This is a genomic window from Pseudomonas sp. LPB0260, from assembly GCF_013388395.1.
The window spans coordinates 2,705,877-2,720,913 of the sequence record NZ_CP058247.1 but is presented as its reverse complement, the minus strand read 5'-3'; the positions used below and the strand labels follow the sequence as shown (position 1 = coordinate 2,720,913).

The 15,037-nt window shown below is 67.3% G+C and carries 11 protein-coding genes; 5 read left to right on the top strand and 6 right to left on the bottom strand.

Annotated features, from left to right (window positions below; all coding sequences use genetic code 11):
- Window positions 1–195 precede the first annotated feature (195 nt).
- Window positions 196–1,323, top strand: coding sequence for a TauD/TfdA family dioxygenase (locus tag LPB260_RS12190; RefSeq protein WP_208708981.1), 1,128 nt, complete (start codon window positions 196–198; stop codon window positions 1,321–1,323).
- Window positions 1,323–1,907 (top strand): HD domain-containing protein, encoded by a 585-nt coding sequence (locus LPB260_RS12185; protein ID WP_208708980.1) that lies wholly within the window; start codon window positions 1,323–1,325, stop codon window positions 1,905–1,907. The genes LPB260_RS12190 and LPB260_RS12185 overlap by 1 nt, the downstream gene beginning before the upstream one ends.
- Window positions 1,908–1,946: 39 nt before the next feature.
- Here LPB260_RS12185 and LPB260_RS12180 read toward each other — a convergent pair whose 3' ends face one another.
- From LPB260_RS12180 to LPB260_RS12155, 6 genes are all read right to left on the bottom strand, one after another.
- Window positions 1,947–2,921, bottom strand: a complete 975-nt coding sequence (locus LPB260_RS12180) for a diguanylate cyclase domain-containing protein (RefSeq protein ID WP_208708979.1) — start codon at window positions 2,919–2,921, stop codon at window positions 1,947–1,949.
- The gene (locus LPB260_RS12175; RefSeq protein WP_208708978.1) at window positions 2,918–6,478 is read right to left on the bottom strand and encodes a PAS domain S-box protein; all 3,561 of its coding nucleotides are present in this window, start codon (window positions 6,476–6,478) and stop codon (window positions 2,918–2,920) included. The genes LPB260_RS12180 and LPB260_RS12175 overlap by 4 nt, the downstream gene beginning before the upstream one ends.
- Before the next feature lie 398 nt (window positions 6,479–6,876).
- Window positions 6,877–7,248, bottom strand: a complete 372-nt coding sequence (locus LPB260_RS12170; protein ID WP_208708977.1) for a RidA family protein — start codon at window positions 7,246–7,248, stop codon at window positions 6,877–6,879.
- A gap of 76 nt (window positions 7,249–7,324) precedes the next feature.
- Entirely contained in the window at window positions 7,325–8,887 is a 1,563-nt protein-coding gene (locus tag LPB260_RS12165; protein ID WP_208708976.1) for a BCCT family transporter, read from the bottom strand.
- A 47-nt stretch (window positions 8,888–8,934) separates the two neighbouring features.
- The gene (locus LPB260_RS12160) at window positions 8,935–9,924 is read right to left on the bottom strand and encodes a membrane dipeptidase (RefSeq protein WP_208708975.1); all 990 of its coding nucleotides are present in this window, start codon (window positions 9,922–9,924) and stop codon (window positions 8,935–8,937) included.
- A gap of 11 nt (window positions 9,925–9,935) precedes the next feature.
- Entirely contained in the window at window positions 9,936–11,378 is a 1,443-nt protein-coding gene (locus LPB260_RS12155) for an aldehyde dehydrogenase family protein (protein WP_208708974.1), read from the bottom strand.
- Window positions 11,379–11,471: 93 nt separating this feature from the next.
- On the opposite strand from LPB260_RS12155, the gene LPB260_RS12150 reads away from it, so the two are divergent.
- The 3 genes from LPB260_RS12150 (at window position 11,472) to LPB260_RS12140 (ending at window position 15,018) form a co-directional block, all read left to right on the top strand.
- Complete coding sequence (locus tag LPB260_RS12150) at window positions 11,472–12,389, top strand: LysR family transcriptional regulator (protein ID WP_208708973.1); 918 nt, start codon at window positions 11,472–11,474, stop codon at window positions 12,387–12,389.
- A gap of 161 nt (window positions 12,390–12,550) precedes the next feature.
- Complete coding sequence (locus tag LPB260_RS12145) at window positions 12,551–14,272, top strand: hypothetical protein (RefSeq protein ID WP_208708972.1); 1,722 nt, start codon at window positions 12,551–12,553, stop codon at window positions 14,270–14,272.
- On the top strand, window positions 14,272–15,018 hold the full coding sequence (locus tag LPB260_RS12140) for a DUF3726 domain-containing protein (RefSeq protein ID WP_208708971.1): 747 nt from the start codon (window positions 14,272–14,274) through the stop codon (window positions 15,016–15,018). Before LPB260_RS12145 ends, LPB260_RS12140 begins: the two co-directional genes overlap by 1 nt.
- The last annotated feature ends 19 nt before the right edge of the window (window positions 15,019–15,037 follow it).

Sequence of the window (15,037 nt, the reverse complement as noted above, 5' to 3'; positions counted from 1 at the left end):
CAACTAACGCGGCTGGGCCGCCACCGCGCCAGATGCGACCATTCGCTTACCACCTGCGACAACCATGGCATGGGTAGGTTGCAACGAAGCCGCCGAAGAGCGGCCAGGCAATGCAGCGACTTTGGCCTCGGCGCGCCAGCGAAAGCGCTCGAAAAACTGCCCCCCAAACAGCATCTGCATCACGGGATACAGGCGATGAAAAACATTGAGGTCATCTTCGAGCAGGCTCCACCGGCGGTAAGCGTCCGCGCCGATGGCGCAATCACCGAGCTACCGGCGCTCTGGCTGCGTGAACGCAGCCAGGACCCCACGCAACTGGATCACAAGACCCAGCAGCGCCTGTTCGACTCCCACGCCATCGATCCGGAAATCGCCCTGCTTGCCGTGGAGCCGGTCGGCGCGCGGCAGGCACGGCTCGAGTTCAGCGACGGTCACCGCTCCCTGTATGACTTCTCGTTCCTGCAGGCCGAGCTGGACGCCGATGACGCCTTTCCGGCCGCCCAGGGCTGGGACAGCAGCCTCGATCAGCGCTCGGTGCGCTTCGGCTGGCCGAACATGCAGGTTCCCGAGCAGTTCCTGGCGGCGCTCGATACCTACCTGCGCTACGGCTTCATCGTCCTGACCCAGGTACCCACGGAACCCGAGAGCATTCTCGATGTGGCCGCCAAGTTCGGTTACCTCAAGGAAACCAATTTCGGCCGCTACTTCGAGGTCTTCTCCAAGCCCGATGCCAACGACCTGGCCTATACCGGCGTGCACCTGGGCCCCCATACCGACAACCCCTACCGCGACCCGGTGCCGGGCATCCAGTTGCTGCACTGCCTGGTCAACGAGACCAGCGGCGGCCTGTCGACCCTGGTCGACAGCGTCAGCGTGGTGCGCGAGCTGGCCGCGACCGATCCAGAGGGCTATCGGCTGCTCAAGGACACCTCGGTCAAATACCGCTTCATCGACAAGGGCACCGAGCTGGTCAGCCACAAGCCGATCATCAAGACCGACGAGCACGGGCGCACGCTGGGCGTGCACTACAGCCCCCGCCTCGATGGCCTGCCGCTTCTGCCGATCGAGCAGATGAAGGCCTATCACCGTGCGCGCAAGCGCCTCGGCGAGCTGTTCTGCGACCCGGCCTACGAGATCCGCTTCCCCCTGCGCGCCGGCGAACTGATGCTGTTCGACAACAGCCGGGTGCTGCACGGGCGCAGCAGCTTCGATCCATCCGAGGGTCCAAGACACCTGCAAGGCTGCTACATCGACCTCGACGGCCCGCGCGAACGCTACGCCAGCACCCTTATCCAGCTCAAAACCATCAAGGAAGTCGCCTGATGAACAGCGTGCAATTCACCCAGATGAAAGACGGCACCGCCGAGGAGTACGAATTCCTCGACCGCCTGGAAACCGAGTTCAACCAGAACCTGCCCGAGCGCATCCTCAAGGCCCTGGCCGAACTGGAGCACAGCCTGAGCGGCTATCAGGTCAGTCGCCTGCAGCACTCGCTGCAAACCGCCGCCCGCGCTGAGGCCGACGGCGCCGACGAGGACATGATCGTCGGTGCCCTGATTCACGACATCGGCGACGAACTGGCCCCCTACAACCACTCGCAACTGGCGGCCTCGGTCATCAGGCCCTACGTGCGTGGCGAGGTCACCTGGGTACTGCACCACCACGGGCTGTTCCAGAACTTCTACTATGCCCACCACTTCGGCGGCGACCGTAACGAGCGGGACCGCTACAAGGACCATCCGGCCTACCAGCTGTGCGTCGACTTCTGCGAGAAATGGGACCAGGCCTCGTTCGACCCGGCCTACCCGACGCCGAGCCTGGAGCATTTCCGCCCCATGGTTCAGCGCGTGTTCAGCCGCAAGCCCTTCGACCCGGCGGTGATCGGCGAGGAATACGCACTGCTTTGAGGTTCAGACGCGGCGCGCCCAGGGCCTGGCTGACCGGGCTCAGGGCCGCGCCGCTTCACCACGCGGCGCCGAGGTCAGGCCGCAGCAGACGCGCCCACGCCCCTGCTTCTTGGCCCGATAGAGCTGCGCGTCGGCCTGGGTGATCAGCGCCTCGCAGGAGTCGCTCGAGTCCGGGTCCAGCACGGCCGCACCGATGCTGACGGTCAGCACGGCGGCGACACTGGAGTCGAGGTGCTCCAGGTTGAGTTGGCGCACCGTCTCGACCAGACGCTCGGCGATGACCCGTGCGCCCTTGGCGTCCGTCTCCGGCAGCAGGAAGGCGAACTCCTCGCCACCGTAGCGCGCCGCCAGGTCGCCGGGACGCTGCATGTTCGCACTCAACAGCGCCGCCACCTGGCGCAGGCATTCGTCGCCGGCCTGGTGGCCATAGCGATCGTTGTAGGGCTTGAAGCAGTCGACATCGATCATCAGCAAGGCCAGCGAGGTGCCGTTGCGCCGGCTGCGCCGGTACTCCTGCCCCAGCCGCTCCTCGAACTGACGCCGATTGGCGATCCCGGTCAGGCCGTCGACGAAGGCCATTTCGCGCAGGCGATCGGCCTGAAACTTCAGCGCCAGGTGGACATTCACGCGATTGCGCAGGGTCAGCGGATTGAACGGCTTGTTGACGAAGTCGACGCCACCGGCGTTCCAGCAGGCCGTCTCTTCGTCCAGCGACTCGTGTCCGGTGACGAAGATCACCGGGATCGCCCGGGCATCCGGCAACCGCTTCAACTGCCGGCACAGCTCGAGTCCGTCCATGCCCGGCATCATGACGTCCAGCAGGATCAGGTCGGGGGCCGAACGGGCATAGATCCTCAAGGCCTCCTCGCCGCTGGTGGCCATGAACACCTCATGCTCGGCAGAAAACAACTGGTGGATCAACTTGACGAACACCGGTTCGTCGTCGACCACCAGCAGGCGCGCACGCCTGCCGCCGAGGTCGTAGGGGCCTGGCCCTTCGCCGCCTATGCTCATGCCCCCTCCGTGCTCTCCAACAGCGCCTGGCACTGTGCCGCTGCCGCGGTGAAATCGAGTTGCTCGATCGCCTCGCCGAGCTGCTTGAATGCGTGCACTGACGCCCCCTGATAATGCTTGTGCAGTCGGTCGTAGACGCACAGGGCGTCCATGTTATTGGCCTCGAGCAGCCGCCACAACGCCAACAGCTCATTTCTGCCGTCCTGGTCATCCAGCGGCGCCGCTGGCGGCGGCACGGCGGCCAGCTCGGCTGGTTCGGCTGCGGTCTCGAGCAGCGCCTGCGCCGCGCTCACCGCGCCCTGGCCCGCCTCCATCAGCGCCGCCCGCATGGCCGTCCAGCGTTCCTGCGAACAGCCCGGGGCGAGCAGTTTGCAGGCATCGGCGGCCAGCGCGGCAAATGTCTCGGCGCCGATGGTCGCGGCCAGCCCCTTCAAACTGTGCAGCTGGCGCAGCAGCCCTTCCCTTTCCGGCTCAAGGGTAATCGGCAGCTCGGCAAGCTGGGCCTGCGCATCGCTGCTGAACTTACCCAGCGCCTGCTGGTAGATCCGCCGGCTGCCGTCGAAACGGCGCAATGCGGCCTCGTCATCGAGCACCCTGCGCGCCGCCCGCGGCGGCGCCACGGCGGGCGCGGGCGCAGCGTCGGCGCCACGCCCGCTCAGTTGACGGATCACCGCCACCAGCGTCGCCAGTTCGAACGGCTTGCCGACATGCTCGTTCATCCCCGCGTCCAGAGCGGCCGCGCGGTCGGCCGGCATCGCGTTGGCCGTCATGGCGATGATCGGCAGTTGTTCGCGAGTGTAATGGCGGCGAAGCTCGCGGGTGGCCTCGTAACCGTCGATGCCGGGCATCTGGATGTCCATCAGCACCGCATCGAACTGCGGATCGGCCCCCTGTACCGCGGCGATGCCCACCTGGCCGTCGCTGGCCACCGCCACCTCGGCCCCGGCGCTGATCAGCAGTTCGCGGGCCACCAGCTGGTTGGTCGGATTGTCCTCGACCAGCAGCAGGCGCAGACCCGACAGCCCGCGCGGTCGGCCCGGCGTAGCGCGGGCGGCCGACGGCGCCTTGCTCGCGGCCGGCCCACTGCCTTCGGGCGCCTCCGCGCGCTGGCAATCGAGGCTGAACGCCTGTGGATCGTGCGTGATCGTTTGCCCCTCGCTCGTCGAGAAGTCGAACATGCCGAGCTGGGCCTGGCCGGCTGCCTCGGCCTGTTCCTTGGCCCCGCGCAGGGTCGACTCGACCTGGCGCTGCGCGCTGATATCGAGATTGATGCCGGTAACGCGCAGGGCCTGGCCCTGATCGTCGCGCTCCACATAGGCGCCGGCCTGGATATGGCGGATCTGGCCATCCGGCAGCACGATGCGGAACACCGGGTCATACTCCCCACGCCCCTCGACGGCCGCCCGCAGCGCCGCCTCCGTCGCCTCGATGTCCTCGGGATGGACCCGCGAGCGCCAATGGGCGTAGTTGAGGCCCTGTCCGTTCAGGCTCGGCGGCTGTTGATAGAGCTCGAACATGCGGGCGTTCCAGATCAACGAATCGTCGGCCGGCACCCAGGTCCAGATGCCGAGCCTGGCGACCTCGACGATCTTGGCCAGCTGGTCCCGGGTGGCCAGCAACTCGCGCTGGCTCTGCTGCTGCCGGGAAATATCCGAGGCCATGGCGAGGTAGCCCTGGATGACCCCGTGCTCGTCGCGCAGCGCGCTGATATCCAGCAGCACCGCCAGCCGGGTGCCGTCCTTGCGCAGCACCGACCACTGGTGCCGATTGGCCACGCCACGGCGGGACTTGGCCACCAGCACCTCGAACCCTGGCCCCAGCGGCTGCTGCAGTTCCCGGGCGAACGCCTGGGCGCGCTCCGCAAGCTCCTCGCCATCGTGCCAGAGCAGCGGCGTCTGGCGCCCCAACAGCTCCTCGGCGGCATAGCCGAACAGCTTCTCCGCGGCCGGGTTGAACAGGGTGATCAAGCCGTCCAGGTCGGTGGCCACCATGGCGTAGCTGGCATCGGCGACGATCGCCTGCTGCAGGGACGCAAGGCGTTGAATCTGCTGGGTGCGTTCGGCCACCTGGCGCTCGAGCGCGGCGTTCATCTCGCGGACCTTGCGCTCGGCCAGACGCTGCGCGCTGACGTCGCGAATGGTGTCGGCCAGGCCGGCGACGCCGTTGCCCTGGGCGATGATCGGCGTGACCAACAGGGATACGGCGAACTCGCTGCCATCGCGGCGCCGGCGCACGGATTCGATCCCCGGCACCGGCTCACCGCCGGCGGCGCGGCGGTGAATCGAGGCATCCTCCTCGATCTGCTCCGGCGGCACGATCAGCTCGGCCAGTGGGCGGCCGACGGCCTCGTTGGCGGCATAGCCGAACATCCGCTCGGCGGCCGGGTTCCAGCTGCTGACCACGCCAGCCAGGTCGGTGCCGATGATCGCGTCCTGGGCGCCGCCGACTATGGCCGCCAGCTCGGCGCGGCGGCGATAGAGCGTGCGCCGCTGGCGTTGAAAGGCGAACGCCAGCAAGGCGGCGAGCAGGCCGCCGCCGAGCATCGCCAGCAGGGCGGTCTGACGCGCGGAGGCCACGGCGGCCACCACCGGCGCCTCGGTCACCGCCATGGCGATGGTCAGGCTACGGCCGTCGCGGGCACCGGGATTGAGGCGCAAGCGACGGGTCACCGCATAGGCCTGGGTGGCGGCGTTCTGCAGCAGTTGCAGCTTGCGCGAGCCGGCCGGCGAATCCAGCTCGCGGAACTCGTCCTGCCAGCGCCAGGTGCGGCCGGGTTCGAAGGCAAACGCCTTGTTCGGGTCCGGGTGCAGGAGGAAATAGCCGTTCTGATCGGTCATATAGACCCGCAGCTGCTTCTCGTCCGAACCGGTCTGCATGGTGGCCAGCAGTCGGCCGGCATCCAGGTCCACCAGGACGATGCCGAACAGCTCGCCGGCACTGTCGAACAGCGGGGTCGCCACCCGCATGGTCGGCACCAGCGGCGACCGCTCGTCGCCGTGCTCGCGGCTCAGTTCGATGGCGGAAATATGCACCTCGTTGTCCTGCAGGCGGACAGCCTCGCGGAAGTACGCGGCATCGCCGCGTGACTGCAGCTGGTTGGGCGCCTGCACCTGCACCCGGCCCTTGCGCTGGACCACGCGAATCAGCTCGCGGCCCTGGTCGGCGACGCCGATCAGGCGCACCTGCAGCACGTCGGGGGTGGTGCTGACGAAGGCGCTGAAGATGGTTTCCAGGCGGCTCTGCCACGACTCATAGGAGCTCTGCCCAAGCGCGTCGAGGCCTTGCTGATGGCTGGCCGCCACCATTCCCAGGGCCGGGGGCGTCCTGGCGAGCAAACGCACCTGCTGGCGACGCCGGTCGATCTGCCGCGCCAGCGACTCGACACGCAGCTGACTGAGCGACTGCAGTTCGCTGTGCAGCAGTTGCAGCGCACGCTCGCGCTCGCTGCGCCCGGCGACGAAGGCTACCGCTGCGGCCAGCAGCGCCCACAGCAGCAACGCGCCGAGCGCCATTCGCCAATCCAGGTTGCGCAACAGCTTGGCTCGGGTTGCACGCACTTGCTCGCTCCTTCGGCTCAATTGATGCGACGGCGTGCAGTCGAAACCATGGGTTTCGCCGCCCGGACCCTCGCCCACTGGCGCGTCAGGCCCGCCAGCGCAGGCTGCATGCTGCCTGCGCTGGGCGCGAATCTCAAGCTGGCCGAGGCCCGCGCATGAGACGAACGCGCCGTTCAAGGAGCCTTCCCTTGCCCTGAGCATTAAAGGTAGACGCTGCGCCGGCGCCAGGCCGACCGAGGGTGACAAGCGCCGCCTGTCTTGTGGACAGGCGGCGCTTGCGCAGGCGGGGGTCAAAGAGACCTTGGTCGGCGCGGTCGGCCGACAAGGTGGGTGAGCGCCGAGGGCGCTCGGCACGCCCGGCGGGATCACCGCTCAGGCACGCCATGCGGATGCCGGAATCAGGCGCTGGCGTAGACCACCAGCTCCACCAGCATTTCCTCGCGGGCCAGGCCGGCGATGACCATGGCCGCTCGGTTCGGGTAAGGGGCACTGAAGTACTCGGCATACACCGCATTGACCGTGGCCAGGTAGCTGCGGTCGGTGACGTAGATCAGCACCTGGTTCACCGCGTCCAGGCCCAGCCCCGCGCACTCCAGGGTGTGCTTGAGGTTGTCCAGGGTCTGGCGGGTCTGCGCCTCGATGCCGCCGGGCACCACCTGGCCCTGGACGTCGATGGGGATCTGCGCGGTGTACAGCGTGCCGTTGCCGATCACCGCCCACTCCAGCGGGGCCTTGGACGGGAACAGCTGGGTCTTCACGGCCTGTTTCATGGCGTGCTCCTGGTTCGAGAGAGGAATAAAAAAGAGGGAGGTGGCTTGCGCCACGTTCCCCCAAAAGTTGCGGGGATTAGAGCCCTTGCTCGTCGGCCATGCGCTTGGCGATCTGCGGCGCGTTCCACAGCGACGGCAGCAGGATCAGCGACACCGGCACGGCGGTGATGACGATGAACGATTGCAGCGCGCTGATGCCGCCGGCGCCGATGGAGATCAGCAGCGCCGCCACCACGCCCATCATCACGCCCCAGAACACGCGGATCTCGGCGCGCGGGTGGTCGGTACCGGTCATCACCATGGAGATGGTGTAGGTCATCGAGTCGCCGGTGGTGGTGACGAAGATCACCGTGAGGATCAGAAACAGCACCGACATCAGGTAGCCCAGGGGCAGCTGCGCGGTGATCGCCAGCAAGGCGCCGGGCAGGTTGAAGCCGGCGAAGGCCTCCGACACCGAGCCGGGGTTGCTCAGCTCGAAGGACAGGCCGCTGCCGCCGACGATGGTGAACCAGAAGCAGGTGATCACCGGCGCCACCACCGAGATGGTCAGCACCAGCTCGCGCAGGGTGCGACCGCGGGAGATGCGCGCGACGAACATGGCCATCAGCGGGCCGTAGCCGAGGAACCAGCCCCAGAAGAACACCGTCCACCAGTCCAGCCAGGCCGGGTCGGCGCGGAAGGTGGCCATCGGGATGAACTTGTCCAGGTAGATGCCCATGGCCTGCAGGTAGGCGTCGACGATGAAGCCGGTCGGCCCCAGCAGCAGGATGAACAGCATCAGCGCCACCGCCAGGACCACGTTGATCTGGCTCAGCCACTGGATGCCGCGGGCCACTCCGGACACCGCCGAGAGGGTGTAGACCGCCACCAGCACGCCGATGATGGTCACCTGGGTGGCGTAGTCGTTGCTGACGCCGAACAGCTTCTCCAGGCCGAAGCTCACCTGCAGGCCGAGGAAGCCGATCGGGCCGATGGTGCCGGCGACCACCGCCAGCACGCAGCAGGCGTCGATCAGGGCGCCGAACCAGCCGGTCATCACGCGCTCGCCGAACAGCGGGTAGAGCAAGGTGCGCGGCTTGAGCGGCAGGCCCTTCTCGTAGTGCAGGTGCATCAGCACGATGCCGGTCAGGCTGCCGAGGATCGCCCAGGCCAGGAAGCCCCAGTGCATGAAGCTCTGCGCCAGCGCGTTGTAGGCCGCCTGCGGGGTGCCGGTCTCGCCGCCGTGCAGCGGTGGCGGCGAGAGGAAGTGCGCCATCGGCTCGGCCGCGGCCCAGAACACGCCGCCGCCGGCCAGCAGGGTGCACATGATCACGCAGACCCAGGTGAAGGTCGGCATCTCCGGCTTGGCCAGGGCGCCAAGGCGCACCCGGCCGGTACGACCGAGGGCCAGGTAGAGGCCGATGACGAAGGTCAGCAGCAGCAATACCTGCCAGTAGGCGCCGAACAACTTGGTCGACCAGGCGAAGGCGCCGTTGACCCACTGGGTCATCAGTTCGATGTCCCACAGGGCGAGGACGGCGAACAGCAGGACGAATCCGCCGCTCATGAGGAACACCGGGATATCCACGCCGTGCAGCAGTTTGCCTTTGTCGCTCATCACCGGTGCCCCCGTTTGGGTAGCCGTTTGGGTGCTATTCATTACAGCCTCCTGACAAGAATCTTGTACTTGTTGGTTGTTCAGGACCGTTATTGGGCAGGCTTGAGCCCCTGTTCCAGGGTGTTCAGCCAGTTGAGACCCATCACCTTGGCGGTGTCCTGCGCAGTGAAACCGCGCTGCAGCAGGCCCTGGGTGATATTGGGGAAATCGCGGCTGTCGCCGAACCAGCCGAGCGGCTTGGGCCAGTCGGCGTTGCTCGCCGAGCCCTCGCCATAGTCGACCTGCTTCGACCAGCGGCCGCTGCGCATCCACTCCAGCACCGACTGCGGCTGGTTCTGGCACAGGTCGGTGCCGATGCCGATGTGGTCGATGCCCATCAGGTCGGCGGTGCGCGCGACCATGTCACAGAACTGATCCAGGCTGCAGTCCGAGCCGTTGTGCAGGTGGAAGGGATACAGGCTGAAGCCGAGCAGGCCACCGGACTGGCCCAGCTCGCGCAGCACGGTCTCCGACTTGTTGCGCTTGGCCGGGTGGAAGAACGCCGGGTTGGCGTGGGAGATGATGATCGGCCGGCTCGACAGCTCGATCGCCTCCAGGGTGCTGCGTTCGGCGCTGTGGGACATGTCGATGAGCATGCCGACCCGGTTCATCTCGGCGATGGCCTGCTTGCCGAAGCGGGTGATGCCGCTGTCGCTGCCCTCGTAGCAACCGGTGGCCAGCAGGCTCTGGTTGTTGTAGGTCAGCTGCATGATCAGCAGGTTGAGCTGGCGGAACACCTCGATCAGGGCGATATCGTCCTCGATCGGCGAGCAGTTCTGCGCGCCGAAGAACACCCCGACCTTGCCCAGCTCCTTGGCCCGACGGATGTCGGCGGCGCCGGCCACCGGCATGATCAGGTCGCCGTGCTGCTCGAAGCGGCGGTTCCACTCGCCGAGGCGGCTCAGGGTCTCGCGGGCGTTCTCGTGGTACACCAGGGTCGCGTGCACGGCGCTGACGCCGCCCTCGCGCAGTTGGGTGAAGATCTCGCGGGACCAGTTGGAGTACTGCAACCCGTCGATCACGATCAGTTCGTCATGCATGGCGCACGCCCTCAGGCACGGATGTAGGTGGTCTTGACCACGGTGTAGAACTCGCGGGCGTAGGTGCCCTGCTCGCGCGGGCCGAAGCTGGAGTTCTTACGGCCGCCGAAGGGCACGTGGTAGTCGGTGCCGGCGGTCGGCAGGTTGACCATCACGCAGCCGGTCTTGGCGCGGCGCTTGAAGTCGCTGGCGACCTTCAGCGACTGGGTCATGATCCCGGCGGTGAGGCCGAAGTCGGTGTCGTTGAGGGTGGCCAGGGCCTGCTCGTAGTCATCGACCTTGATCACGCAGGCGATCGGGCCGAACACCTCGTCGCGGTTGATCTGCATGTCGTTGCGGGTGTCGACGAACAGCGCCGGGCGCATATAGAAGCCTTCGTACTCCTCGTCGATGCGCTCGCCGCCACAGGCCAGCACCGCGCCCTCGGCCTTGGCCTGCTCGATGTAACGCAGGTTCTGCTCCAGCTGCTTGCCGTCGATCACCGCGCCGATCTGCACGCCCTCGCGCAACGGGTAGCCGACCTTGAGCTGGCCCATGCGCTCGACCAGCCTGGCGACGAAGCGGTCGTGCACGCCGGCGGTGACGATCAGCCGCGAGGAGGCGGTGCACTTCTGCCCGGTGCCGAAGAAGGCGCCGTTCAGCGCGCAGTCAACGGCCTGCTCCAGGTCGGCGTCGTCGAGCACGATCAGGGCGTTCTTGCTGCCCATCTCCAGCTGGCAGCGGACGAAGTTGGCGGCAGTGGCGGCGGCCACCTTGCGCCCGGTCTCCACCGAGCCGGTGAAGCTCAGGGCCTGGATCTTGTTGGAGTGGATCAGCGCGTCGCCGACCGTGGCGCCGCTGCCCATCACCAGGTTGAAGGTGCCGGCGGGCAGGCCCTGGCGGGAGATGATCTCGGTCAGCGACCAGGCGCTGGCCGGCACCGCGTTGGCCGGTTTGAACACCACGGCGTTGCCGAAGGCCAGGGCCGGAGCGATCTTCCAGGCCGCGGTGGCCATGGGGAAGTTCCACGGGGTGATGACGGCGACCACGCCCACCGGCTCGCGGCGGGTCTCGATCTCCACGCCGGGGCGCACCGAATCGGCGGTCTCGCCCATCTGGCGCAGCACTTCGGCGGCGTAGTAATGGAAGAACTGGCCGGAGCGGTAGACTTCACCCATGCCCTCGGCCAGGGTCTTGCCCTCTTCGCGGGCCAGTTGCTCGCCCAGTTCGGCCTTGCGCTCGATCAGCTCGTCGCCGATGGCCATCAGCACCTGGTAGCGCTGCTCCAGGCCGCTCTGCTGCCACTGCGCCTGCCCTGCCTCGGCGGCGGCCAGGGCCTGCTCGACCTGCTCGGCATCGGCCTGGGCATACTGGCCCAGCACGTCCTGGATGTTCGCCGGGCTGATGTTGCTCACGCTGGCGGTGCCGGTGACCCATTCACCGTTGATGTAGTTGCGGAAGATATCAGTGGACATGTGCGCCTCCTCTCAAGCTGTAGCCGAATGGTAGGCGCGCTCCGAAATAAACTAAAATTAATAGTAAATATTGTTTGATAAGGAAAACTTACCATGCTGCCCGAGCTGAAGATCGCCCAACTGCGGCATTTCGTCTGGGTCGCCGAGCTCCAGGGCTTCCACGCCGCGGCGGAAAAAGCGCACCGCACCCAGCCGGCGATCTCCCTGTCGATCCGCGACCTGGAGGGCAAGCTCGGCCAGGCCCTGTTCGAGAAGCGCAATGCCCGCGCGGCGCGACCGGAGCTGACGCCCTTCGGCGTGCAGTTCATGGTCTACGCCAAGGAGCTGATCGCCCACCACGACCGGGTGGTCAACGACATGAACCTGATCGCCCAGCACAAGTCCGGGCACCTGCGCATCGCCTCGGTTCCCTCGATCGCCAGCCGCCTGCTGCCGGACATCCTCGCCCGCTTCATCGGCGATGCCACCGACCTGCACGTCAGCCTGTTCGACGACAGCTCCGAGGCGGTGCTGGCGATGGTGGAGAACCAGCAGGTGGACTTCGGCATCGCCAGCCTGTGGGAGGCGGACAGCGACATCCGCTTCACCCCCATCTGGGAGGACAGCATCGGCGTGGTCTGCCGCGACGACCATCGCCTGGCCGGCGAGGCGCAACTGGGCTGGCAACAGCTGAACGGCGAGCGGCTGATCGCCAATGGCACCTCGCGCCTGCTGGCCGGCACCGAGGCCGAGGAGCTGGTGGCCGACTCGCAGTTCTATATGTCCAACATGATCTCGCTGCTGGCCATGCTCGAGGCCGGCATGGGCATCACCACCCTGCCGCGCTTCGCCTTTGCGGCCGGGCATGAGCGCCTGCGCTTCATTCCCCTGAGCGATCCGCTGGTCAGCCGCGACATCGGCATCGTCTGCCTGGCCAACCGTTCCCTGCCGGTGGCGGCCCAGGCGCTCTACGAATTCATCCTGCGCGAGAACGCACTGAATCCGGCGCGGGCCGACGATGGCTCCAGCTGATCGAAACCACCATCTATATAAGTTTCACTTATCAGCTGATAGGCCGATCTGAATTGCTCCGGGCCCGGCCTTGCACCACCATCGGCGGCAGATAAAAACAATCTGCCGCACCCTGCGGGTCAAACCGCCGGGTGTGCACTGCACCAGTCGAGGGCAAGCCTATGAGCACTCCTTCCAGCATCGATGCCGCGAGCGGCGGGGCCCAGTCCCTGCGCATGCGTCCAGCCCACGTGGTCATGGACCTGGAGCGTCTCGGCAGCCTGCACCAGAGCCGCCTGAGCTTCATGCGCTGCCTGGTGCGCAAGATCATGCGCGAGGGCTGGCGGATCGAGCCACGGCGCTTCGACCTGGATGACCAGGGCTACGGCACGGTGATCTACCGCATCCAGACCAGCGGCGACCTGTTCAGCTTCGTGCTGTTCTCCCAGTACCTCGACCCGGACAAGCGCAACGACCGGGTGATCGCCAGCGAGTGGGACCTGACCATGGCCCTGTGCGAGGGCGAGGTGGACGACGACTACGTCGAGTTCCTGCGCCGCAACGTGCCGCTGCAGGAAGCCGGACGCCTGGACTCGCGGGTGATGGTGCTGTCGCGGGCCAACCGCAGCGTGCGCAATTTCGACAGCGTGGTCGAGGCGCTGAGCGCCGGCCGCCAGCCGCAAGTCGAGCAGATCGCCCGGGTCGGCTACCTCTACCGCACCACCGCGGTGTATGGCAGCGGCAAGCTGGGCATGGCCGACTGGGAGAAGGTCAGCAGCAAGCACCCGGACTTCGCCCGCCCGTTCGCCGCGGAGATGTTCAACTGCTTCATGCTGCGCAACTTCAGCCTGCAGCAGGCCGAGCACATCGCCCGCCGGCGCGCGCCGGACACCGCCGTGGCGCTGCAGCCGCAGCTCAAGCGCTACTTCGGCATCGGCAACTCCACGGGCCTGGGTATGGCGCCCTACCTGATCAACCATCCGCAGCTGGTCGGCCGCTGGATCGAGATGCGCGAGCTGGCCCTGGCCCGGGTACGCAGCCTCGGCCAGGTCACCGCCGAGCGCCTGGCGCGCCTGCACGTCCTGGTCACGCGCGGCATCTTGCACATCGAGCAGACCGTCACCGAGGACGCCTGGCAGACCGAGAACAACCGGGTGGTGCTGGAGGACTTCGCCGCCCTGCAGGACTGGCTCGCCACGGTGCGCCTGGAGAGCTGGGCGCAGCTGCTGGCCTGGGCCGAGCGCCAGCTCAGCCTGCAGGCCCAGGAGCTGCTCAACTGCATCCTGCTGGAACTCTACCCGGAGCTGGTCGACAACCTGGAGGACAGCTTCGCCCTGGTCGAGTCCCTGGAGCTGCAACCGCAGATGCCGGCCCGCGAGCTGCGCAGGCTGATCGAGCAGCACTACGCCTGGGCCCTGGCCATCGACTTCGAGGCCGAGGGCGCCACCGAGACCTTCTGGTACCGTTCCGAGGAGAAACAGGAGCCGCGCCTGGGCAACTGCAGCCTGGAGAGCGGGCGCGACAAGCAGATGCCCCTGGGCATCGGCTACCTGGCCCAGCAGTGCCATCGCCAGCTCTGCGCCTACCTGGCCGAGCACCCCGAGCAGTGCACCGCCAGCTTCCTCCTGCGTCATCCCGAGCAGCGCGGCATCGTGCGGCGCATGCAGAGCATGGCCAAGACCCACTACGGCGAGATCCAGGCCAACCTGCTCGACCGCGACGTGCTGCCGATGCACCTGCTGCGCTGCAAGCTGGCCTTCTTCGGCGTCAGCAAGTTCGACCCGCGCTCGCGCCTGTGGGTGCGCAACACCATGTTCCAGGGCGCCCCGCTGCTCGAGGACATCGGCCAGCCGTTCGAGGACGACTGGTTCCTGCCCCTGGCCCCGACCCTGGAGACGTGCTGATGCTGATTTCGTCGAATGAACTGACCGCCCTGCTCAAGCGCGTGTTCGAGGGCATGGGCTACCCGGTGGGCTACTACGAGGACGCCGCCGCCCTGGTCAAATGGCTGCAGGTGCACGGCGAGCAGGGCTTCGGCGAATTGCAGCGGGCGCTGCCCTTCGTCGCCGACCGCGAGCGCCCGGCGCTGCAGCTGCTGGCCGAGGAGAGCCAGGCTCTGCTGTTCGACTGCCACGGCCGCAGCGCCCTGAACTGCCTGCCGAGCATCATCGAGCTGGCCGAGACCAAGGCCCTGGAACAGGGCTGCGTCAACGTCAAGGTGCGCAACTGCCACAACCGCAAGTTCGTCCTCAAGCTGCTGGTCGACTGCGCGCGCCAGGGCATCAGCGGCCTGGCCTACTGGCAGAACGGCAAGCAGCCGGTCAGCGAGCATGTCGCCAGCATCGCCGCCGGCGCCGCCTACCCGACCTACAGCGAGGCCCTGCTGGTCGACCCGGCCACGGCCGACACCCAGACCCTGACCCTGCTGCTGAGCACCCGCATCGACCTGCTCGGCCAGCTGCACGGCAACGCCAGCCAGCGCAGCGGCTACCGCCAGGTCAGCCCCGAGCAGTTCGCCCGCGCCTACCAGGGCGCCCTGGAAGGCGGCATGGATATCTCCATCGAACTCTGGCAACAGCTCAACCAGCTGGCCGAAGCGGTGCTGGTGGAGAACTCCGAGCAGTCGCGCAGCGGCGCCGGCGGCCGCTGAGGACCTCGGCCCGAGCCGC